At 60.7% G+C, this 22,437-nt stretch carries 17 protein-coding genes; 14 read left to right on the forward strand and 3 right to left on the reverse strand.

Going from position 1 to position 22,437, the window contains the following annotated elements; translation table 11 throughout:
• The first annotated feature begins 45 nt into the window (after positions 1–45).
• Complete coding sequence (locus tag ABQJ54_RS05245) at positions 46–1,257, forward strand: lipoprotein N-acyltransferase Lnb domain-containing protein (protein ID WP_367853210.1); 1,212 nt, start codon at positions 46–48, stop codon at positions 1,255–1,257.
• A gap of 11 nt (positions 1,258–1,268) precedes the next feature.
• Here the strand turns inward: ABQJ54_RS05245 and ABQJ54_RS05250 are convergent, their stop codons facing one another.
• A complete protein-coding gene (locus ABQJ54_RS05250; protein WP_367853211.1) occupies positions 1,269–3,302 on the reverse strand; it encodes an acyltransferase family protein in 2,034 nt (677 codons plus the stop codon).
• Between the two features lie 202 nt (positions 3,303–3,504).
• Between ABQJ54_RS05250 and ABQJ54_RS05255 the strand changes: the two genes are divergently transcribed.
• Entirely contained in the window at positions 3,505–4,473 is a 969-nt protein-coding gene (locus ABQJ54_RS05255; protein WP_367853212.1) for a magnesium and cobalt transport protein CorA, read from the forward strand.
• A gap of 64 nt (positions 4,474–4,537) precedes the next feature.
• Here the strand turns inward: ABQJ54_RS05255 and ABQJ54_RS05260 are convergent, their stop codons facing one another.
• On the reverse strand, positions 4,538–5,029 hold the full coding sequence (locus ABQJ54_RS05260) for an REP-associated tyrosine transposase (protein WP_367853213.1): 492 nt from the start codon (positions 5,027–5,029) through the stop codon (positions 4,538–4,540).
• Between the two features lie 220 nt (positions 5,030–5,249).
• Positions 5,250–7,394 carry a dipeptidyl-peptidase 5 gene (locus ABQJ54_RS05265; protein WP_367853214.1) on the reverse strand — a complete coding sequence of 715 codons (2,145 nt, stop codon included), beginning with the start codon at positions 7,392–7,394 and terminating at the stop codon, positions 5,250–5,252.
• Between the two features lie 149 nt (positions 7,395–7,543).
• On the opposite strand from ABQJ54_RS05265, the gene ABQJ54_RS05270 reads away from it, so the two are divergent.
• From ABQJ54_RS05270 to glf, 12 genes are all read left to right on the forward strand, one after another.
• Positions 7,544–7,984: a pilin gene (locus ABQJ54_RS05270; RefSeq protein WP_367853215.1), complete on the forward strand. Its 441-nt coding sequence runs from the start codon at positions 7,544–7,546 to the stop codon at positions 7,982–7,984.
• 328 nt (positions 7,985–8,312) lie between these two features.
• On the forward strand, positions 8,313–8,780 hold the full coding sequence (locus tag ABQJ54_RS05275) for a pilin (protein WP_367853216.1): 468 nt from the start codon (positions 8,313–8,315) through the stop codon (positions 8,778–8,780).
• A 245-nt stretch (positions 8,781–9,025) separates the two neighbouring features.
• Positions 9,026–11,068 carry a tetratricopeptide repeat protein gene (locus tag ABQJ54_RS05280; RefSeq protein WP_367853217.1) on the forward strand — a complete coding sequence of 681 codons (2,043 nt, stop codon included), beginning with the start codon at positions 9,026–9,028 and terminating at the stop codon, positions 11,066–11,068.
• Positions 11,044–13,086 (forward strand): tetratricopeptide repeat protein, encoded by a 2,043-nt coding sequence (locus ABQJ54_RS05285; RefSeq protein WP_367853218.1) that lies wholly within the window; start codon positions 11,044–11,046, stop codon positions 13,084–13,086. Before ABQJ54_RS05280 ends, ABQJ54_RS05285 begins: the two co-directional genes overlap by 25 nt.
• 122 nt (positions 13,087–13,208) lie before the next feature.
• A complete protein-coding gene (locus tag ABQJ54_RS05290) occupies positions 13,209–14,957 on the forward strand; it encodes an ABC transporter ATP-binding protein (RefSeq protein ID WP_367853219.1) in 1,749 nt (582 codons plus the stop codon).
• A 58-nt stretch (positions 14,958–15,015) separates the two neighbouring features.
• Positions 15,016–15,756, forward strand: a complete 741-nt coding sequence (locus ABQJ54_RS05295) for an FkbM family methyltransferase (RefSeq protein ID WP_367853220.1) — start codon at positions 15,016–15,018, stop codon at positions 15,754–15,756.
• Positions 15,753–17,144 carry a 2-C-methyl-D-erythritol 4-phosphate cytidylyltransferase gene (ispD, locus tag ABQJ54_RS05300; protein WP_367853221.1) on the forward strand — a complete coding sequence of 464 codons (1,392 nt, stop codon included), beginning with the start codon at positions 15,753–15,755 and terminating at the stop codon, positions 17,142–17,144. The genes ABQJ54_RS05295 and ispD overlap by 4 nt, the downstream gene beginning before the upstream one ends.
• Positions 17,131–18,405, forward strand: coding sequence for a CDP-glycerol glycerophosphotransferase family protein (locus ABQJ54_RS05305; RefSeq protein ID WP_367853222.1), 1,275 nt, complete (start codon positions 17,131–17,133; stop codon positions 18,403–18,405). The genes ispD and ABQJ54_RS05305 overlap by 14 nt, the downstream gene beginning before the upstream one ends.
• Entirely contained in the window at positions 18,405–19,364 is a 960-nt protein-coding gene (locus ABQJ54_RS05310; RefSeq protein ID WP_367853223.1) for a glycosyltransferase family 2 protein, read from the forward strand. The genes ABQJ54_RS05305 and ABQJ54_RS05310 overlap by 1 nt, the downstream gene beginning before the upstream one ends.
• A gap of 72 nt (positions 19,365–19,436) precedes the next feature.
• The gene (locus ABQJ54_RS05315; RefSeq protein ID WP_367853224.1) at positions 19,437–20,210 is read left to right on the forward strand and encodes an FkbM family methyltransferase; all 774 of its coding nucleotides are present in this window, start codon (positions 19,437–19,439) and stop codon (positions 20,208–20,210) included.
• Between the two features lie 12 nt (positions 20,211–20,222).
• Positions 20,223–21,257 carry a glycosyltransferase family 2 protein gene (locus ABQJ54_RS05320; protein ID WP_367853225.1) on the forward strand — a complete coding sequence of 345 codons (1,035 nt, stop codon included), beginning with the start codon at positions 20,223–20,225 and terminating at the stop codon, positions 21,255–21,257.
• The gene (glf, locus tag ABQJ54_RS05325; protein ID WP_437343322.1) at positions 21,257–22,411 is read left to right on the forward strand and encodes a UDP-galactopyranose mutase; all 1,155 of its coding nucleotides are present in this window, start codon (positions 21,257–21,259) and stop codon (positions 22,409–22,411) included. The genes ABQJ54_RS05320 and glf overlap by 1 nt, the downstream gene beginning before the upstream one ends.
• Positions 22,412–22,437: the final 26 nt, after the last annotated feature.

Raw genomic sequence — 22,437 nt, forward strand, 5'->3', positions numbered from 1 at the left:
CAAGGGCAATCGCGCACAGGGTGCGCTCCTACAATACGGACAACCATGCCCTCTCTCGCCAAGCTGCTTTCCCTGCTCGCCCTGCTTCTGCTGGTCATCGGCCCGGCCCGCGCCAGCGTCGCCAACGCCCCCGGCGCGAACCTCGAAGTCTCGCTGGTCACCTACGGCCCGGGCGACGTCTACTGGGAGCGCTTCGGCCACGACGCGCTGGAACTGCGCGACACCGTCAGCGGCGAGGCGGTGAACTTCAACTACGGCGTGTTCGACTTCAACGAGAAGAACTTCTTCCTCAATTTCGCGCGCGGCCGCATGCACTACCTGATGGATGCCGAACCCACCGGCGACGAGGAGGGCTACTACGTCCAGGTGGGCCGCTCGATCACCCGCCAGCACCTCGCCCTCGCGCCGGAACAGACCGCCGCGCTGCGCGACTTCCTGTTCTGGAACCTGCGCCCCGAAAACGCCGGCTACAACTACGACTACTACGTCGACAACTGCACCACCCGCGTGCGCGACGCGCTGGACAAGGCACTCGGCGGCATCATCAAGACGCGCCTCGCCGCGCAGGCCGGCGGCATGACCTACCGCCAGCAGACCGACCGCCTGATGAGCGCACAGCCCTGGCTGATGCTGCTGCTCGACCTCGGCCTCGGCCCCTATGCCGACCAGCCGATGACGGCCTGGAGCGAAAGCTTCCTGCCCTACGAACTGCAGACCCACCTGCGTGACATACGCGTACCCGACGGCCACGGCGGCACACAGCCGCTGGTGCAGGACGAACAGCTGCTCTCACCCAACCGGCTGCCCGTACCGCCTGCGCAGGCACCGGACCTGCGCCTGCCGCTGGGGGCAGCCGGGCTCGTGTTCGCCGGCGTGCTCGCGATGACCACGCGTCGTGCGCGGCTCATCCACGCCCTGCTCGCCGCGCTCTACCTCATCGTCGCCGGACTCGTCGGCCTGCTGCTGCTGGTGCTGTGGACGCTGACCAGCCACCACTCCGCCTGGAACAATGCGAACCTGCTGCTGTTCAGCCCACTCGCCTTCCTGCTGTTGCGCGCCGTGTGGCGTGCACGTCGCGGCCTCGCGCCTTCGCGCCTTGCCAACGCCACGCTGGTCCTGCAACTCGCCGCCGCGCTCGTCGCCGCGCTGTTGCACCTGCTGCCTGGCACCGTGCAACAGAATCAGCCGTGGATCCTGTTTGCCTTGCCGGTGTGGTTGGCGCTGGCGTGGAGTCAGCGGCAGCTGGCGCATGTCTGAAAAGGGGTACGTCAATGTGTAGCGGTGCGCGCTCTCAGCAGCACGCCACCACTGCCATTCGTGCCTGTTGCGTGCTCGCCGCCGATACCTAGCTTCTGCGCAAGCACCGATCCGATCGAGGCGGCAAAGCTGCCAGTGAGGTGCTGCGAGTCCCGGAAAACCACCAGGCCTCCCCGCTCTGCCGAACACGTCCCGCCGGGGCAAACCTGCGGGTCCAGATCCAGTGTGCTGACATTGGTGAAACGTGCGGCCGCCTGTTCCAACCACCGATATACCTGCTCTGCCCTTGGATCGACCGCTGGAGCGGTGCAAGCATGCTGCCGGCCCAGCCATGCCGGACGCCCCTCATGTCCAGCCAGACAATTCGGCCCGTCGAAAGGCAGAAGCGGCGTGTCACGCAAGATGTAGATGTGACCCGTAGCCGGACTCAACGCGGCAAGCACCCTGGCCGTACCATCGATCCACTGCTCTCTCGTGAAGTCGTATTCGGCGCTACCCAGCAGCAGCACATCCGGCTTAAGCGCAACAACCTTCTCCAGCGCGTGCGCGCGCCATGTCGTGCACACCATGTATTCCTTGCCGATGCGAGCGTAGAAGAACGGCTCGTCCACCATCGGACAAGCCGACTTGGTGAGTACCAGCAGACGCCAGCCCGGCCGATCGAATGCCTTGGCGACTGCCGGAAACCATTGTCCGGCATGGCTGTCACCCATCAACACGGCCGTATGTGGCGCGTTGGCCGGACCGAAAGCGCAGATACGCACGCGATCACTGGCATACCAGTCGTCGCAACCCATGCCGTAGATCACCGGCGCGTCGCCGTGCGCCATGACGTACCGCTGCATGGCAGGTGACTTCATCCGCTCGTCGGCTTGGTTGTACCAACGCAAACACAGGCTGTTGGCCACCAGCATCAGCGCCAGTGCGCCGAATATCGCCATGCGCGGACGCGCCAGCCATTCCTGCCGATTGCGGATCGGCGACTCGATGCACGCGCAGGAAAGGCAGGCAAGCGATAGCGACAGCAACACCCAGCACGCACGATATATCGGTGCATCCGAGCCCGTGACCGCATGACCGAGAAGCAGGATCGGCCAATGCCACAGATACCACGAATAGGAGATTCCGCCGATCCATTGCAAGGGGCGCCATGACAGCAGGCGTGACACGCCTGTTGGCTGCGTCGCCACGCAACCCGCGGCAACGACACCAGCCGCACCCAGGGTCGGCAGCAAAGCGTAGGCACCAGGATATGGAATGTAGGCACTGAACAGCGTCCCCGCCAATGCAATCAGCACCAGCCCCAACCATCCGGCCGCATGCAGCCATCCGGGGCGGTTTCTGCCCAGTGATGAGTCCGTTGGCGCCTTCGGCGCCTTGAAGAACAGCCAGACCAGCGCCCCGGCAGCAAATTGCCACGCGCGCATCGGCATCATGTAGAACGCCAGCTGCGGCGCTTTGTACGTCAGCAGCACGCAGGTTGCCAGACTGGCGAGCAACACTGCCAGCATGCCAACCTTCAATCGCGCAATACCACGCTCGCCGTCGTGCCCAAGCAGCCACACCAGCAGCGCCGGCCAAATCAGATAGAACTGTTCCTCCACACCCAGCGACCAGGTGTGCAGGAAAAGGTTTGTCTCGGTGCCCGGCGCGAAATAATCCAGTCGGGCGAATGCGAAATGGACATTGCTCAACCACAGCGCTGCCATCGCAGCCGCAGATGATTGCTCTCGCTGCTCCGCCGGAGCCAGCAGCAATGCCGCAAGCACCCCAACCACCAAAAGCATCAGCAACAATGCCGGCATCAGCCGGCGCAGGCGGCGCACGTAGAACTCCGCGAAACGCAGCCGCCCCGTTCCCGACACCTCTTGCACCAGCAAGCCGGTGATCAGGAAGCCGGACAGCACGAAGAACACGTCTACACCGACGAAACCGCCGCGCAGCCACGGTACGCCCGCATGCACCGCCACGACGAGCAGGATCGCCACGGCACGCAAGCCTTCCAGGTCGGCCCGGTAACCCAGCCGGTATTCGTGTCCCTTCATCTGTCGCGCCCCTGCCGCCACGAATGCGAGTGCGGCGATGGTACAGGGTCATGATCGTCACCGGACCCATCCATGCATGAATTGAGAACGACATGCGGGTTGCCGGCCCACGATCTCGGCATTGCCCCAATGCTCACCGCGGCGGCATCATGCAGGCATGCCCATATCCACACACGACACAACCGCTCCAGCCGACACTGCCATGGTGGTCAACTGCGTCGCCTACCGCAACGACGGCAAACGTATCGGTGACGTGGGCATCGACGCGATCAGCGACGTGCTCAAGGAGCCGGACACCTTCGTCTGGGTGGGCCTGCACGAACCGGACGAGGCGCTGCTGCTGAGGCTGCAGGAGGAGTTCGACCTGCATGATCTCGCGATCGAGGACGCGCAGAGCGCGCACCAGCGCACCAAGATCGAGGCCTACGGCAACTCGCTGTTCATCGTGGTGCAGACTGCCCAACTGGACGGCGGCCACATCGCGTTCGGCGAAACGCACATCTTCCTCGGTGCACGCTATCTGGTCACCGTGCGCCACGGCGCCTCGCTCTCCTACGCGCCCGCGCGACGCAGCTGCGAGCACACGCCAGACCTCTTGTCGCTGGGGCCGAGCTATGGCCTGTACAGCGTGCTGGATTTCATCGTCGACAACCTGCTGCCGATCGTGCGCGACTTCCGCGAAGAGTTGCAGGAGCTGGAACAGGATATCTTCGCCGCCAGCTTCAACCGCGACACCGTGCGCCGGTTGTACGACATGCAGCGCGACCTGATGACGCTGCGCCTCGCGGTGTCGCCGCTGCAGGACGTGATCAGCCAGCTGGTGCGGCTGCATCCGCAGCTGATCCCAGACGAACTGCGGGCCTACTTTCGTGATGTGCACGACCACGTGACGCGCGTCAACGACTCGATCAGCGCGATGCGCGAGATGCTCACCGCCGCGATCAGCGTGAACCTGTCGCTGGTCACCTTCGGCCAGAACGAGGTGATGAAGAAACTCGCCGGCTGGGCGGCGATGCTCGCCGCCCCTACTCTCATCACCAGCTGGTACGGCATGAACTTCACCCACATGCCCGAGCTCGCGGAATCCTGGAGCTACCCGGTCGTCATCGGTGTGGTGGCCTGCGTGGTGGGCGGCATCTATCTCGCGCTGAAGCGGGCGAAGTGGCTGTAGGAACGGCCCGTAGGAGCGGCTTCAGCCGCGATAGCCATCGCGGTGATCGCGGCTGAAGCCGCTCCTACAACAGGCAATCTGGACCGTCGCCGACGAACCACGCATCCCAATACGGCCAATCCAATGGACAGGCGGCCAAACCAGCCCGTACCGGGTTGGCAATGACATAGCGCGCTGCCGCTGCAAGATCCTCATCGCGGCGCAATGCATGGTCGTGATAGCCATGCATCCACAGCGGCCCAGCAAGGCGAATCTGCTGTCCAATCCGCCGCGAAAGCACGCCCTTGAACCGCTGCATGACACGCGCGAGATCGTCGCCTTCGCCCAGTTCGACCAAGCCGTGCCAATGATCCGGCATCAGCACCCAGCACAGGCAGCGGCCCGCGGCCCACAGTCCGGCGTCCCCGATACAACGCGCCGCAAGACGTGCGAGCTCGGTGTCAACGAATACCGGCCGGCGCTGATGGGTGACCGTGGTGAGCAGATAGACTTGGCCGGGCAACGAGCAACGGCCGACACGCAGGCGATGTTGGGCGGGGTTGCAAATGCGAGGCATGCCGACATGGTGATCGACGGATGCGCTGCCACACCATGGACGCGATGATGACGTCGTATCGGATAAAAGCGATGCGGCGTGTAGGTCATGACCACGCCGCCGTAGGAGCGGCTTCAGCCGCGATCACACGCCATGCAGCCCAACCCTGTCAACGGAACGGCAGCCTGTGGCTGCCGTTCCATTGACAGTATCGCGGCTGAAGCCGCTCCTACGTCCGCTCCTATTTCTGCGTTTCCGGCTCCGCCGTCCATTGCTTCAGCCACGCATTCACCGTGTCGTGCCACAGCACGCTGTTGTGCGGCTTGAGCACCCAGTGGCTCTCGTCGGGGAAGGTGAGGAATTCGCTGGGGATGCCGCGGCGCTGCAGCGCGGTGAATGCACCCAGGCCCTGGCTGAGCGGGATGCGGAAGTCGTGGCCCGAATGCACCACCAGCATCGGCACGCGCCAGTCCTTGACGTGGTCGAGCGGGTTGAACTTCTCGTAGTTGGCCGGCACTTCGAACTGCGGGCCGCCGTTCTCGTGTTCCTCGAACCACAGCTCCTCGGTGGCGTAATACATCATGCGCGAGTCGAACACGCCGTCGTGGTCGACGAGGCACTTCCACGGCTGGTTCCATATCCCGGCGATCCAGTAGGTCATGAAGCCGCCATAGCTGGCACCCAGCGCGCAGGCACGGTTGCCGTCGAGGAAGCTGTACTTGTCCAGCGCGGCCTGCCAGCCGAGCTTCAGGTCCTCCAGTGGCTTGCCGCCCCAGTCGCCCGAGATGGAATCGGTGAACTTCTGGCCGTAGCCGGTGGAGCCGTGGAAGTTGATCGTCACCACCGCGAAGCCCTGCCCCGCGTAGGTTTGCGGGTTCCAGCGGTAGCTCCAGCTGTTGGTCATCGCACCCTGCGGGCCGCCGTGGATGATGAAGGCCACCGGGTATTTCCTGCCCGGCCGGTAGTCGGCCGGCTTCACCACATAGCCCTGCACGGGCTCGTTGTGCCAGCCCTTGAAGGTGAAGAACTCGAAGTCGCCTTCGTGTGCATTCTTCAGCAGAGCGGCGTTGTAATGGGTAACCTGCCTGAGATCCTTGCCGCTGGCACTCACGGTGTAGAGGTCGGTGGGATGCTTGAGGTCGTTGCGCGCCAGCAGCAACCGCGAGCCGGCCAGCGAATAGCCGTCCACCTCGCCGTCGCCGACCAGTTGCCGCACCTTGCCGTTGGCCGTGTCCACCGCGAACAGCGGATGCTGGCCCTCGTCGTCGGCGGTGACGTAGAGCGTCTTGCCGTCGGCGGAAATGCCCATGCCGCCCGGCGAACGATCCCATTGCGGATCGACTTCATGCTTCGCGCCGGTGGCCAGATCCAGCGCCATGATGCCGAAGCGGTCCGCCTCGAAGCCCGGCACCTTCATCGCGAGGTAGTACAGCGTCCTGCCGTCCGGCGACGGCACCGGGTAGGCATCCCACGCCTTGTTTTCGGCGGTGAGGTTCACCGGTGCGGCAGAGCCGTCGCTCGGCACCTTGTAGATGTCGAAGTTGGTCGACCATGGCTCGCTGTGGCCCGCGATGCGCACGTCGAAGTACACCGTCCTGCCGTCGGGCGAGAACGCGAACTCGCTGTCGTCGCCGAAGGGCTTGCTGGGAATGTCGCCGTCGATGCCGCGCGAGAGCAGCGTCGGCTCTGCCGGCAACAGGCCATTCGCGCCGAAACGTCCAAGGTAGAGCTGGTTGCGCGTGCCATCGGACCAGGTGTCCCAGTGCCGCACGAACAGCTTCTTGTAGATCGTGCCGGTGGCCTTGTCCTCCGCACGCCGGTCCTGCTTCGCCTTGGTGCAGGCCAGCGTGCCGCAATCGGTGAACACCGCGTAGGCAAGCAGCACGCTCTTGCCGCCCGGCGCGAGCTTGTACTCCTGGATGTCCAGCACGCCGTGGCTCACCTGCACCGGCGGCTTGTGGTCGGCCAGATCGAGACCGCTCTTGCCTGCCACAAAATCCACTCGCCACAACTGCGCCACGCCACCGACCGGCGCCACGTAGTAGAGGCTCTTGCCGTCCGGCGCCCAGCGCGGCGAGGAAGCTCCTTTCGCGACCACGGTCACCGGCTGGCCGTCGTGCGACAGGTCCAGCACCGCAATCGCGTTGACGCCCTTGTTCGCCGCATAGTCCGTACTACGCAGCCCGAACGCCGCGTAGCGTCCGTCCGGCGACAACTGCGGATCGCTCACCCGCTGCATCATCACCAGGTCGCGCACATTGAACGGATGCGGCGCATGTTCCAGCGTGATCGCGGTATCGACCGGCGCCACCGTGTCAGTGTCGGCCGCCAGTGCGGGCGAGGTTGCCAGCGCCAGCAGCAGTGCGACCGTCAGGGCTCGTTTCATGGTTTTCCCCAGAGTGATTAGCAATGGGGCAAGGTAAGCACCCGTCCGCCACGACGCAAGTCATCGCCAACCGTGCAGGCAATCACATTCCAACGGCAGCCTTGGTACGAAAACTGCCTGATCCGGTGCATCCACCAGGGGGATCCACCATGTCGCACCGCCGCCAGTCGTCCGGCTTTACCCTCATTGAGTTGATGATCGTGGTCGCGATCATCGCCATCCTGGCCGCCATCGCGGTACCGGCGTACCAGAACTACCTGATCCGGGCACAAGTGTCCGAGGGTATGAGCCTGGCATCGGGTGCCGAAACGGCTGTATGGGATTTCGTGGCGAACAAAGGGACATTCCCCACGAGCAACCCGACGGCCGGCCTGCCCTCCGCCACCTCGATCAACGGCGACTACGTGTCCCAGGTGAACGTATCCACCGGCCGGATCGAAGTCTCCTATGCCGGCCCAAAGGCCAACACCGCCATAAACAGCTCCATGTTGGTGCTGTCTCCCGTGACCAGCAATGGAAGCATCGCATGGAACTGCAGCACCCATTCCACGGTGCCAGGCCAATACCTGCCTTCGACCTGCCGCAAATAAATGCCCCCGCAGGTCGCATGCACTGACTTTTTTTGTCACAAACTGTCGCAAACGATCAGGATCGAACGTTCCCCACCTAATCGTGAAATGACACGCCGCACACCTGCGCCCCATGTATTACCTGCTTTCGTGACACCATGCACAACACCCAATCCATCCAGATGTGGGAACATGTACGCGGCTGTCGTGGCACGCATGATGCTTCGAAACAGCCGGCTTCCTGGTCGTTCCAGACCAAGACGTTTGAGGTTTCGAGCCCGCCTAGGGGGATCGGGGCCCGGAACCCAGGGGGCAACGTTGCGCTAGTCAACTCTCGAGAGGAACTACCATGAAGACCGTACAGAAGGGCTTTACCCTGATCGAACTGATGATCGTCGTGGCGATCATCGCGATCCTGGCCGCCATCGCCGTGCCGGCCTACCAGAACTACCTGATCCGCGCCCAGGTGTCGGAAGGCGCGACACTGGCCGGCGCGGCGCAGACCGCGGTGGCCGAGTACTACAGCAACAAGGGCATCTTGTCGGGCCTGTCGGCCGCGTCGAACAACTCTGCCGTTGGCGTCGCCTCGGAGAGCAGCATCACCGGTAAGTACGTAGCGTCGGTGAACGTGGCAGCCAACGGTGTCATCGAAGCCACTTTCTCCGACACGGGCACGTATGGAGCCAACGCCGCCATCAACACCAAGATCCTTGCCTTCTCGCCTGTGACCGGCGGCGGCAGCATCCATTGGAATTGCGCGAACGGCACCACCACCGTCCCCTCACAGTACCTGCCGACGAGCTGCCGCGGCGGTTGATCCACGCAGCTGCAGTAACACTTTGAAGGGCCGCCTTGCGCGGCCCTTCTTTTTGCGCCGCATGTGGACACCCGAGGCACTCGCCCGGCGACGCCCTCTGTTGCAATTTGCGACAATGCGTCAATCCGCCATGTACGGCGATAGACGACTGCCATCATGTGCGATTTCGCGGGAAGCCAGCCTTGAATCACATCAACCCTGCATCCGCCTCGCACAAACACACCGCCCCACCGAGACACACCTGGATGCAAGCGTCGCTGAGCGCGTCTTGGATCTGGCCCGCACTGGCTCTTCTCGCGATCCTGACGCTGACATGGTGGGTGTACCACCCGGGCCTGTCCGGCGGCTTCCTGTTCGACGACTTCGCCAACCTGCCTGCGATCGGCGCAAGCGGCCCGGTGACACACTGGGCCACGTTCTGGCGCTACATCACCTCCGGCATGGCCGATCCCACCGGCCGGCCGCTGACCCTGCTCACTTTCCTGATCGACGCGCGCAACTGGCCGGCCAGCCCGTATCCGTTCAAGCTCACCAACGTGATTCTGCACCTGTGCAACGGCCTGCTGCTGTATGCCTTGCTGGTCAGGCTCGGCATGCTGCTGGACGTGGATGCGCGTCGGGCGCGGATCGCTGCGTGGTTTGGCTGTGGCGCGTGGCTGCTCCATCCGCTGCTGCTCTCCACCACGCTTTACATCGTGCAGCGCGAAGCCATGCTGCCTGCCACCTGCGTGCTGGCGGGACTGTTGCTGTGGCTGCACGGTCGGGCGTGTCTGCGCGATGGCCACCTGAAATCCGGGCCAGCATGGATGATCGCCGGCCTTGGCGGATTCACGCTGCTGGGCACCCTGGCGAAGGCCAACGGCGCGCTGCTCCCCATGTATGCGCTGCTGATCGAGCTGCTTGTGCTCATGCCGCGTCACGTCATGCAGAGCCTTGCGTCGCAACGCACGAACCGGGTCATCGTGGCGCTCTTCTGCGCGGTACCCGCATTCGCCATTCTTGGCTATCTGGCATGGAAGGGTGTGCTCGGGTCGATCCATGGTGGTCACGCGGGCGCCCGCCCGTGGAGCATCGGCCAGCGCCTGCTGACCGAACCCAGGGTGCTGGTGGACTACCTGAAACTGCTATGGATTCCCCGCCCCTTCACTAGCGGCCTGTTCAACGACCAGTTCGCCGTCTCGACATCCTGGCTGCACCCCGCCTCCACCCTTCCCTGCCTGCTTGCCGTGCTGGCACTGATCGGCGGCGCCTGGTGGCAGCGGCGCAGGCACCCCGCACTTGCATTGGCCCTGCTGTTCTACTTCGCCGGCCAGTCGCTGGAATCCAGTTCCATTCCGCTGGAGCTTTATTTCGAACATCGCAACTACATCCCGGCCTTGCTGATGTTCTGGCCGCTGGGCCTGTGGCTGGCCGACTTGAGGACTCTGCGCCTGGCCAAGATCATGCTGCTGGCGGTCATTCCGCTGTTGCTGGCCGGCATGACCCATGCGCGCGCCCAGGTCTGGGGCAACGTGCGAACCCAGGCGCTGATATGGGCGCACATCAACCCGGACTCCCCGCGCGCGCAGGCCAATGCGGCCGAGGTCGAAATGGGCCACGGTCATCCGCAAGCGGCCGCGGCCCGTCTCCAGAAACTGCTTGCCACCGAGCCGAGCCAGACCCAGCTGACCTTCAACCTGATCGGTGCACGATGCATGGCCGGCGAAGGACTCCGCCCGGGGGACATGGAGATCGCACTGACCTCCATGCGCAGCACCGCCGATGTCGGTGCGCTGATCGCCCACTGGTACGAACGCATGCTGCCCGTCGCCTCCGAAGGCCGATGCCCCGGCCTGACTCCGGAAACCCTGCTCACGCTGATCGACGCCGGCCTGCAGAACCCGAACCTCAAGAGTGCGGGCATGCAACAGGACCTGATTTACCTGAAGGGCCTTACCGCCCTGACCATGCACCAGCCCGATCTGGCACTGTCGGACTTCATGCGGGCACTCGACCAGCACGTGCGACCCGGCATGGCGCTTGAAGCCGCCGCCACGCTGGGCTCGTACGGCCATCCATCGTTGGGCCTCCGGATGCTGGACCATTACGAACAGGTGCAGGGCAACGCCATGCCACCAAGCTTCGGCATGGCGATGGTCCATGAGTGGGTCTTGTCCCGCCAGCGTTACTGGCCACACGAGCTGGCCCACCTGAAACAGGAACTGACTGAAGCGACCATGTCGAACCACGCCAACGCCACACCTCGCACGTCGACGCCCAGCCCATGCGCCTCTCATTGCACAAACTGATCCTGCTGGCGGGTCTGGCTATCACGGCCATCGTGTACTGGCCCGGCCTGTACGGCGGCTGGCTGTTCGATGACTACCCCAACATCGTCGACAACCAGGGGGTGCAACCACATGATGCCAGCATCCCGTCGCTGGTCAGCGCCGCGCTATCCTCGCCATCCAGCGAGTTCAAACGGCCGCTTGCCTCGCTCAGCTTTGCTGTCAATTACCTTGCCGGCGGCTTGAATCCGTTCGGCTGGAAACTGACCAACCTCGTCATCCACCTGCTGAATGGGGCGCTGGTGTTCCTGCTTGCGCGCATGCTGCTCGCCGCTGCAAGAAAGGGGGGGCCGCCTTCAGTCACGACAAACGGCAAGCTTGCAGATGACGCGGCTGAAGCCCGTCGTGCAGGCACGGTCGCTGCACTGATCGCCGCCGGCTGGATGCTGCTGCCGATCAACCTGACCGGCGTGCTCTATGTCGTCCAGCGCATGGAAAGCCTCGCCAACCTGTTCGTGCTGGCGGGCCTGCTCGGCTATGTATGCGGCCGCCAACGCATGCTGCGTCACGCAAGTGGCGGGTTCGTGCTGGCCACCGCCAGCCTGGTCGTCGCCACCGGTGTAGGCGTACTGGCCAAGGAAACGGCAGTCATGCTTCCGCTCTATGCCGCTGCCGTCGAATGGGTGATATTCCGGCCCCGCCGTACCGACGGGGATGCGCCACGCACCGACAAGCGCATCCTTGGCCTGTTCGCGATCACGCTCGTGATTCCCATGGTTGCCGGCCTGGCCTGGCTGCTGCCGCAGGTGCTAAGTCCGGGCTACTGGGCCACGCGCGACTTCACCCTGGGCACGCGGTTGCTGACCGAGGCGCGCATCGTGACGGATTACATCGTCTGGACGCTGCTGCCCACCGCGCATGCCCTGTCCTTCTACCACGACGATGTGCGGACCTCGACCGGTCTGTTCCACCCATGGACCACGCTGCCGAGCATCGTCGCGATAATCGCACTGATCTTCTGCATGTTCCGTTTCCGGCGGCGCCTGCCCCTGCTGTCGCTGGGCATTGCCCTGTACCTCGGTTGCCACCTGTTGACCGGCACCATTCTTCCGCTGGAACTGGTGTACGAGCATCGCAACTACTTCGCCAGCTTCGGCGTCCTACTGGCCGTTGTGCCGTTCCTGGCGGCTCCTCGCGGCTCACTCGCCACGTCCGATGGAGCTTCCACGCCATCGGCAAGCGCAGTCAATCAGCTCGACATGGGTTTGCCACTCCCCCGGTTGCGGCGTGCCGTGCTCGCTGGGCTGATCGCCTTCTGGGCCATCATGACAGCGATCACAGCACTGGCCTGGAGCTCGCCCCTGACTCTCGCGCAGGCGCTGGCGGCACGCGCCCCCCTTTCGCCGCGCGCCCAGTACGAACTTGGGCGCACCTACATCATCTACTCGCATTACGATCCGGCATCGCCATTCACACAAATGGCGTATGCACCGCTTGAACGCGCCATGCGGTTCCCCGAGTCGTCCATCCTGCCGCAACAGGCGCTGATCTTCCTCAATGCCCGCCTGCACCGGCCGCTGAAAGCCGAGTGGTGGGACACCATGATCGCCAAGCTCAAGCTACGTCCGCCCGGCGTACAGGACGGCAGCTCACTGGCCGCGCTGACCCAATGCCAGCGCGACGGCGAATGTGAACTGCCCAAAGACCGCATGGTCCAGGCTTTCCTGGCGGCCCTGTCACACCCCCACCCCAGTGCGCGGTTACTCGCCATGTATGGCGACTATGCATGGAATGTGCTGCAAGACTATCCCTTGGGACTGCGCATGGCGGAGGCTGCCGTGGCAGCATCCCCCAACGAGCCGGCCTACCACATCACCGTGATACGCATGCTGGTGGCTGCCGGCAAGACGGCCGAAGCCCAAGCGGAATACCGGCAACTGCAACGCCTGAACATCGGGGGGAGCCTAGACAGCACGCTGGAAAACCTGCAGAACCTTTTCAGCACGCCGTCGCAACCCAGCCCCAAGACGAACCCATGAGCCACAGCCGTGGTCGCGAACGAAGAAAGCGCGTATATGGAGAAACCCGCCGCCACAAGGCAACATGCCACGCCCGAAAGGGCACGAAACGCCAGGCCCGACTCGCACTCTGCTCCCTTTGAATGATCGCCGACCTCAAGAAAATCTGGACCGTTTTCACCCCTTCGGAAAGACGCAAAGCCGTCTGGATGCTGGTGCTGGTCATCCTGATGGCCATGGCGGAAACCTTGGGCGTGATTTCCATCATGCCCTTCCTCTCGGTACTGGGCCGGCCCGCGATCATCCACGACAATCCGCTACTGCATGCCGTCTACCAGCGATTCGGCTTCCATGACTCGCGTGGCTTCATCCTGGCCCTGGGGCTTGCCTCGATCACGCTCGTCATCAGCTCCTCGGTCTTCAAGACTGTGACCCTGCACCTGCTGAACCGCTTCGTCCATCTGGAGCGGCATTCCATCAGCGCACGCCTGCTGTCGCGCTACCTGCACCAGCCCTACGAGTTCTTCCTGACCCGCAATGCTTCGGTCCTCGGCAAGAACGTGCTTTCGGAGGTCGACCAGTTGCTGTTCGAACTGATCCAGCCGCTTTCGCAACTGATCGCGCAAGGCGCCGTAGTGCTGGCGATGACGCTGCTGATCTTCTGCTACGACCCGCTGACCGCCATATGCATCGTTGCCGTACTGTCCCTGCTGTACGGCACCATCTACGGGCTGGTGCGCAAGCGACTGGCGCATATCGGCAAGGAGCGGCAAACCGCCAACGGCCAGCGCTACCTGGCCTGCAACGAGGCGCTGGGCGGCATCAAGGACGTGAAGATCACCCATTCGGCAGCGGCCTACCAGAGGCAGTTCGAGGGCGCCTCTCGCCTGTTCTCGCGCCACATGGCCGCCAACGACACACTGAGCCAATCACCGCTTTACCTAGTGGAAGCCACCGGATACAGCATGTTGATTGTGGTCGCACTCACCCTGCTGCTGCGTTCGAACGACATCGCCCACGTGCTGCCTGCGCTGGGCCTGTATGGCTTTGCGGCCTACCGCATGCTCCCCGCCGCGCAGATCATGTACCGCGGTTTTGCCAAGCTGCGAGTTTCGTCGGCGGCGCTGCAATCCATCCATCACGACCTGACCCTGGCCGTGGAACAGGAAGTGACCGGGACATCCGTACTTGCTCCGCAAAGGGAAATCCGGTTGCAAGGTGTGCGCTATGCCTACCCGTCCGCGCCGGAAAAGCCCGTCTTCGACGGCTTCGACCTGGTCATCCCCGCCAATACCAGCGTCGGCATCGTGGGCAGGAGCGGCGCCGGCAAGAGCACGCTGATGGATCTGCTGCTGGGGTTACTGCGGCCCGAGGCCGGCATGCTCAGCGTCGATGGCACGGAAATCGATACCGGCAACGTCGCCGCCTGGCAGCGCGCCATCGGCTATGTGCCGCAACACATCTTCCTGGCTGACGCCAGCGTGGCCGAGAACATCGCCTTCGGCGTGCCCCGCGACAGAATCGACATGCAAGCAGTGGAGGGTGCTGCGCGTGCGGCGCAAATCCACGAATTCGTGGTTGGGGAGTTGCCGCAGGGCTACGATACGGCCATTGGCGACCGCGGCATCCGCCTCTCCGGTGGACAGCGCCAGCGTGTCGGCATTGCGCGGGCGTTGTATCGCAACGCGCCGGTACTCTTCTTCGACGAGGCGACCAGCGCGCTGGATGCACAAACCGAGGAAACAGTGAACGGAGCCATCCTCAACTTGTCGAGTAAAAAGACAATTATCGTGATAGCACACAAGAAGGCCTCCTTGCGACATTGCCAGCAAATATTTGAAGTGAGCCAGGGTCATCCTGAATTCCTGCGTACTACCAACGCAACCAAATAACTGGCGAAATGCCCACAATCATTGCCCGTATTAGGACACCTTCACTAGACGAATTATCATGTTGTTACCAACCACCTTAGACAAGCTGGCCACCAGGATGCTTCGCGCATTCGGATATACGTTGACGAAGCGCAAACGGTTGCTGATGCCTTTGGATCGTCGACAGCGCCTTATGGAATTTCACTCCATCGACCTTGTGATCGATGTTGGCGCCAACACTGGACAGTACGGAAAATCGCTCCGCAATCTTGGATATAGAGGTTCGATTGTTTCCTTCGAACCAATGGCTCATGCATTTCGAGAATTGAACACCACCGCCCGGTCGGATGGTAACTGGGTAGCGCTTCATTCAGGACTCGGCGACAGCGAGGAGGACGTTGAACTTCACATTTCCGAGAACTCAATAAGTAGCTTCATCTTGCCCATGTTGTCAACACACGAGAAATTCGCACCCAATTCGCGTTATATCGCAAGCGAGAAGATCCATGTCAGCACACTGGACAATGTCTTCGAAGAAATTTCCGGGGATGCAAGAAACATATGGCTTAAGCTGGACGTGCAAGGTTACGAGAATCGCGTATTGCATGGTGCGAAAGCGTGCCTCCAGCGCATGAAGCTGATCCAACTGGAGCTGTCCTTCCGACCGCTCTATTCGGACCAAACGAACTTCACGGAAACATGCTGCATGCTTGAGAGTTTCGGATTTGACCTAGTCGGAATAGAACCCGGATTCATGGACTACTCAACAGGAGAGTTGCTTCAAGCAGATGGCATTTTTTTGTTTCGTGGAAAGAAATGACAACTCAAAAGATCATGACCGATTCGACACAAAAAAATGTCCCATGCATCGCCATAGTCCTGGCCTCCGGCACAGGCACACGCTTTCGTTCGGAAACTCCAAAGCAGTTTCTCAAGCTTGCCGGCAAGACGGTGCTGGAGCACACGATAGATGTCTTCGAACAGCATGTGCGAATCGACGAAATCATCATCGTTGTCTCCGCCGACAGCCTCGCTCTGACCGAAGCTATCGTCAACAATGCCGGATACCGCAAGGTCACGCGCATCGTAATCGGCGGCGCAACGCGTCGGGCGAGCTCTGCATCCGGCATCGTTGCGATCACAGGAGATGACCACAAGGTTCTGGTACATGATGCCGTCCGTCCATTGCTTGACCGGGAAACCATCGATCGCTGCGTAGACGCGCTCGACGTACACGATGCGGTGGATACGGGCATCCCCTCACCGGACACTATCATTCGCTTAGCAGATGATGAATCGATAGTCGAAATCCCTGACAGGTCACGCCTACGCCTGGGTCAAACACCACAGGCGTTTCGTGCCGGTCTTTTGCGCAAAGCCCATGCATTGGCATCAACTGATGACAGTATAAAAGTGACGGACGATTGCGGCCTCATTCTGCATTATGGCCTGGACAAGGTTCATGTAGTGGCAGGCGATGTCAACAACATCAAGGTGACATATCCTTCCGACATATATCTTGCCGACCGCCTCTTTCAATTGCGCACAAGGCCAATGTCTGGACACCTGTTGACTGATGCCCTGCATGACAAGGTATTGATCGTTTTCGGAGCCAGCCGCGGCATAGGGCAGAGTATCACAACCATCGCACGTGCTGCCGGGGCGCAGGTCATTCCCCTGTCACGCAGTACGGGCACTGATATCACTGATGTTCAAAACGTGCGCAAAGCTCTGGTGGAAGCCATGTATGAGCATGGGCGTATAGACCTCGTCGCCAATACTGCCGGGATACTGCGCACAGGCCTTCTTGCCGGGCAAGGATATGACGTGATCGACGAACAGCTTGCCACGAACTTACGCGGCAGCATTATTGTGGCTCGAGAAGCGTTTGAAGTCATGCACCGGAACGGTGGCAGCATCTCTCTGTTCACATCGAGTTCGTATACGCGTGGACGCGCCCGCTCGGCAATCTATTCGGCGACAAAAGCGGCTGTAGTCAATCTCATGCAAGGACTGGCGCAAGAATTTCTGCCCTTCGGCGTGCGCATCAATGCCATCAATCCGGAACGCACCGCCACGCCAATGCGCACCGAAAACTTCGGAAATGAATCCCTTTCGGAATTACTTGATCCCGATACTGTTGCGCAAGCCACGCTCGAAGTGATGCTTTCGGAAGCCACTGGCGAGGTCGTTGATGTTCGCCGTTGATCGCGCCAGCCGCTCAATAACTAACTTGGCAACAATCCTCAAGGCAGCATGCTGCTGGATCGCTTTCTCTCCACTTCTGTTAATACCCAGAAGACGCGACTGGGTGATCGTCATTGGCCGTGAAGACGGCAAATTTCTTGACAATGCCAAGTATTTCTTCTTGAGCGCGACAGTAATTTTGAAACCACATGTACGAGTCGCGTTTGTGACCGAACGCGAAGATGTGGTGAACCTGCTCGCAAACACCGACTACGAAGTAGTGCGCTTCCCAACACGAAGCAGCATTTGGCTTTTGCTTCGCGCCGGAACGGTCATAGTAGACTCGGTGGACTGGACACGCCATGGGCGCTCCTATTTTCTTCTCGGCGCGAAACTCATCCAACTATGGCACGGCATAGGTTACAAACGAATCGAACTCGATCTATGGCGGCATATAGCACAGAAATCGAAAAGACCGGGATGCACCCTGCGATTCTGGGGTCACTTAGTCACAGCCTTCGTGACAGGCCGCCTGCCCATCTATGATGCTTTCATCTCACCCTCAACTTTTTATCGGGACAAAGTATTCAAGAAAGCATTCTTGAGTCGCCACTCTCTTGTTTGCGGATATCCGCGTAACATCTTCGAAAGAATCCCAGTAAATATCCACGACGCAGTCCATCTGAACGTCGACCCAGTTATTTCTTCGAAAATCCAGAACTGGATCCCCGACAATAAGCGCATGGTACTGATTACCCCAACATTTCGCGACTCGGGAAGCTCTGCCATATCTCTCGACCCCGAAACCTCAGCCGCAATAGATGCATGGTGCAACGAAAATAAAGTCGAGATGGTATTCAAACTGCACCCTTTCGACAAGAATGCAGGGTGCATACAGGGCCGGCATCTACATTTGTGCGATCCTAACTCCGACCTGTATCCATTGATGTCTATGTCAAACGCTCTAATTACCGATCATTCGTCGATTTACATGGATTATCTGCATCTGGATAAACCCGTGCTTTTTCTGATTATCGAAGGAAACTGCGACTTAGACAATGAGCGGCAATTTCAGTTCGACCCGGAACGCATGACGCCCGGAGCCAAAGCATCATCGTGGCCGTCATTACTCAAACAGCTTGAGATAGAGCTGATGCATGATACTTATCGGGACGCACGGACCAAGTTAAAATGTGTTGCTTTTGATGACATCTCCCAAGAATCTTCTGTCGAGACAATAATAGATTTCATGCGCAGAGAACGATGGATTCCGGATACATAATGACTGTCGACTCCAAATTATTGAGCGTTATCATTCCCGCTTACAATGCCGCCGCTTACATTGGCGAATGTATTGCGTCGATTTTGAAGCAGCCAGAATGCATGGAAAATGTAAACGTCATTATCGTTATCGATGGCGCTACCGACAACACCCTGAAAGTGGCAACCACAGCTATCCGTGGCCACACGAATATCGTTCGTATCATAACCCAGAAAAATGCCGGCCCGAGCACTGCACGCAACAATGGCCTCGACTTCGTTACCACCGATTATGTGACCTTTCTGGATGCCGACGATATCTGGCTGCCGGACTATCTTTCCACCGTATTGCCATTGATATCCGAGTGCCCGGACCTGATCGAATATGACGCAATCATTACCAATCGTGAAGGCCACGCACTCGGCCCGCTTAAGATTGCCAGCGCCGCGACCGGTACAACGACCACAGCAAATCCAGACGACTTCGCAGCCATATTTCAATGTTACGCATGGGCAAGAGTCTACCGAACCTCCACTGTACGGTCACATCCGTTCCCAGAGGGCGCTCGCTTTGAAGACACGGCGACCACTCCTTGGCACCACTGGAACAGTAGGAAGACGATCAGCATCGGACGCGCCTTGGTCGGCTACCGACAGCATCCAACGAGTATTCTGGCAACACCTCGCCCAAAGGATATCGAAGAAATCGCGACAGCCATCGTAAAAGCCGTTGCCATGTACAAGCAGACAAGGGCTCTCTACTGGCAAAATATCTCCTACCGTATATTCCACTTCGCATGCCAACGGATTACTACCCAGCGCATCAGGAATTGGCCATCTGGGCTGCGCATCACCAAGGCCGCCATCGCTGACGTCTCTTCCCCACCCGGGCCGCTACGTTGGCTGCAACGGCAGGCGACACCCCTCTATGTCACACTGCTTTATTTCAAGCGAAAATTGACCGTTACCCGATTATTCTGATGATAATTCGAGCATCAATCGATAAATCGGTTAATGGTTGATCTCCTTTGATAGGACGCAAGTAATAGTCCAATGAATTTCCACTACCTAACTCGTCCTTTGAAGAGCCTTCGCGGCCTCGCGCTCTATTGGCGCATCTTCGGTACTATCGGCATGCTGCACGCATTGCACTGCATCCTCACGAATCGGGAAAGGCTCGTACCCGTTTCCAAAAAATGGGCCAGGCACCCGCTGTACCTACGCCTCAACACCACTGACGTTTCCGTATTTCGCCAGGTCTTCGTCGAAGCCGAATACGCCATCACTGACGGCATTCATGGACCGATGGCGGCCATCATCGACGCCGGCGCCAACATTGGCCTGACTAGTGTTTTCCTTGCTCAACGTCATCCGGAAGCAAAGATCTTCGCGATCGAACCTGACCTGTCCAACTTCCGCCTTCTGCAAGCCAATACATCCGCGTATCCGACTGTGCATTGCCTACGTGGCGCACTCTGGAATAAGGACGAAAACGTCGCCATCGCATCCAGCGAAGCAGAAAGCTGGGCCTTCCAAGTCACCACCAGCGACGGCCGCGTTGACACAAACATCCCCGGCTGGCGCGTCTCGACACTTGTCCACGAACAAGGTATCGGCCATGTCTCGTTGCTGAAAATGGACATCGAAGGCGCCGAACATGAAGTGCTGCAGGACGCAGCAGAGTGGATCGAACTGGTCGACAACATCGTCATCGAACTGCATGAAAACATCCGTCCCGGCGTCGAACATCTTTTTGCTGACGCGACGCGCGGCTTCGACATTAAGGCAACCAGTCGCGAACTGACCCTGGTTTGCCGCCCACAGTAACCATCCACGACCGTGCCGCTAATCTCCGTTCTGATCCCATGCCACAACGCTGCACTATGGTTGCAGGTCGCAATCGACAGTGTGCGCGCCCAAACACATCGCGACCTCGAAATTCTTGTCTACGACGACGGCAGCACCGATAACTCTAGGGAAATCATCCGCAAGTCCGCCGCCGAGGACGCGCGCATCGTCGCGATGGGCGAGCCCGCGAACCGCGGCATCGTACACGCACTCAACACTATGCTGCGTACCGCGCGCGGCGATTACATCGCACGAATGGATGGCGACGACGTCTGCCTGCCGCATCGTTTTGAACGGCAACTGCGGTTCATCGAAGCCGGCAACGCGGAGCTGTGCGGCACCTGGTTCCAGGAATTCGGCGACGGTATCGCACGCACTGTGCGCTGGTGCTGCGGCGCCGACGAACTGCGTGGAGCAATGCTATTTCAGAACACTATTTGCCACCCAACAATCATGGCGAAGCGCGAGGTGTTTGAAGCCTTCGGCTACCGCAAGAATTACAATTTGGCCGAAGACTACGATCTGTTCGTGCGTGCACTTGCGCGATTCCGCCTCGCGAATCTCCCCGAAGTTCTGTTGCGCTATCGTCGCCACAAGCAGCAGGCAACTCGCGCACGACGGGCGCAGATGGAGGAAGTCACCTGCCGTATCCGTATCGAAGCGCTTCGAGCGCAAGGCATCAATGCATCCGTCGAAGAGCAGCGTGCCCACAACCTTGTTCGTGCCCCGCAGTCAATCGTCTCGATTGACGACCTAGATCTGATCGAAGCATGGCTGCTGAAATTGCTCGACCGTTTCGACCATCCCGACACAAAACGCGTCATAGCCTCGCAATGGACGCGAGCAGCAGTCCGCGCGGCACCCCAAGGCTGGACAATGTGGCGCAGATATCGCGGTTCACCGCTGCATGGTCTGCTCGGCAAGCAGGCAAGCGGGGATCTGGATCTGGCCGTGCTGGCAGCCTTGCGTCTTGATTACGGCTCGCAGACCTTCGAAGTCCTGCGCCGCTTCGGGCTTAGTGCGTGATGTTGTTCTTCAACACCCCGCAAACCAGCGAACAAACTGTGCCAACACTCTCGCCACAAAACACCGCTCTTATCGTCGGTGCCGGCTTCGCCGGCAGCGTGACCGCTCGCGAACTGGCCGAGGCCGGCCACCGCGTGCGCGTGATCGATAAGCGCCCGCACATCGCCGGCAACGCCTACGATGAACGCGACGCCTACGGTGTACTGGTGCATCGCTACGGACCGCACATCTTCCACACCAACGGCGAGCGCATCTTCCAGTGGCTGTCACGCTTCACCGAATGGCGTCCGTACGAACATCGAGTACGCGGCGTGGTAGATGGCAGGCCATATCCGTTCCCCATCAATCGCGACACGTTGAACCAGCTCTATGGGCTCGACCTGGACGAAGCCGGTGCAGCCGCGTTCTTCGAACGGGTGCGCGAGCCGCGCGAACCGGTGCGGACCAGCGAGGACGTGGTGCTCAACTCCGTCGGCCGCGACCTGTACGAGAAGTTCTTCCTCAACTACACACGCAAGCAGTGGGGGCTGGAACCGTCCGAACTGAAGGCCGGCGTGGCCGCACGCATCCCGGTGCGCACCAACACCGACGACCGCTATTTCACCGACGCCTTCCAGGCCATGCCGCTGCACGGCTACACCAGGATGTTCGAGGCGATGCTCGACCATCCAAACATCACGGTGGAGCTGGGCGTGGATTTCGACGACGTGCGCCATCGCATCGAGCGCGACCACACCGTCTATACCGGCCCCATAGACGCTTACTTCGGCTACCGCTTCGGGCACCTGCCCTATCGCTCGCTGCGTTTCGAGCACGAATACCTGCCCGACGTAGCGCAATACCAGGAAACGGGCACGATCAACTACCCCAACGATCACGCCTATACGCGCATCACCGAGTTCAAGCACCTGACCGGGCAGCAACACACCGGCACGTCGATCGTGCGCGAATATCCGCAAGCCGAGGGCGACCCGTACTATCCGGTCCCGCGCGAAGAGAACGAAGCACTGTTCAAGCGCTACGAGGCACTCGCCAGGACCGAGCCGGACGTCACCTTCGTGGGGCGGCTGGCGCAGTACCGCTACTACAATATGGATCAGGTGGTGGGGGCAGCATTGGTTGCGGCACGCACCTTGATCGATACCTTGCGTTGACCCGTCGACAAAGACTACGGAACTGG

This window comes from Rhodanobacter lycopersici (assembly GCF_040812335.1).
Lineage (GTDB): Bacteria > Pseudomonadota > Gammaproteobacteria > Xanthomonadales > Rhodanobacteraceae > Rhodanobacter_A > Rhodanobacter_A lycopersici.

Coding starts and splice junctions, on each gene's coding strand:
- ABQJ54_RS05245 (WP_367853210.1), top strand. CDS start 46: ATGCCCTCTCTCGCCAAGCTGCTTTCCCTGCTCGCCCTGCTTCTGCTG.
- ABQJ54_RS05250 (WP_367853211.1), bottom strand. CDS start 3,302: ATGAAGGGACACGAATACCGGCTGGGTTACCGGGCCGACCTGGAAGGC.
- ABQJ54_RS05255 (WP_367853212.1), top strand. CDS start 3,505: ATGGTGGTCAACTGCGTCGCCTACCGCAACGACGGCAAACGTATCGGT.
- ABQJ54_RS05260 (WP_367853213.1), bottom strand. CDS start 5,029: ATGCCTCGCATTTGCAACCCCGCCCAACATCGCCTGCGTGTCGGCCGT.
- ABQJ54_RS05265 (WP_367853214.1), bottom strand. CDS start 7,394: ATGAAACGAGCCCTGACGGTCGCACTGCTGCTGGCGCTGGCAACCTCG.
- ABQJ54_RS05270 (WP_367853215.1), top strand. CDS start 7,544: ATGTCGCACCGCCGCCAGTCGTCCGGCTTTACCCTCATTGAGTTGATG.
- ABQJ54_RS05275 (WP_367853216.1), top strand. CDS start 8,313: ATGAAGACCGTACAGAAGGGCTTTACCCTGATCGAACTGATGATCGTC.
- ABQJ54_RS05280 (WP_367853217.1), top strand. CDS start 9,026: ATGCAAGCGTCGCTGAGCGCGTCTTGGATCTGGCCCGCACTGGCTCTT.
- ABQJ54_RS05285 (WP_367853218.1), top strand. CDS start 11,044: ATGCGCCTCTCATTGCACAAACTGATCCTGCTGGCGGGTCTGGCTATC.
- ABQJ54_RS05290 (WP_367853219.1), top strand. CDS start 13,209: ATGATCGCCGACCTCAAGAAAATCTGGACCGTTTTCACCCCTTCGGAA.
- ABQJ54_RS05295 (WP_367853220.1), top strand. CDS start 15,016: ATGTTGTTACCAACCACCTTAGACAAGCTGGCCACCAGGATGCTTCGC.
- ispD (WP_367853221.1), top strand. CDS start 15,753: ATGACAACTCAAAAGATCATGACCGATTCGACACAAAAAAATGTCCCA.
- ABQJ54_RS05305 (WP_367853222.1), top strand. CDS start 17,131: ATGTTCGCCGTTGATCGCGCCAGCCGCTCAATAACTAACTTGGCAACA.
- ABQJ54_RS05310 (WP_367853223.1), top strand. CDS start 18,405: ATGACTGTCGACTCCAAATTATTGAGCGTTATCATTCCCGCTTACAAT.
- ABQJ54_RS05315 (WP_367853224.1), top strand. CDS start 19,437: ATGAATTTCCACTACCTAACTCGTCCTTTGAAGAGCCTTCGCGGCCTC.
- glf (WP_437343322.1), top strand. CDS start 21,257: ATGTTGTTCTTCAACACCCCGCAAACCAGCGAACAAACTGTGCCAACA.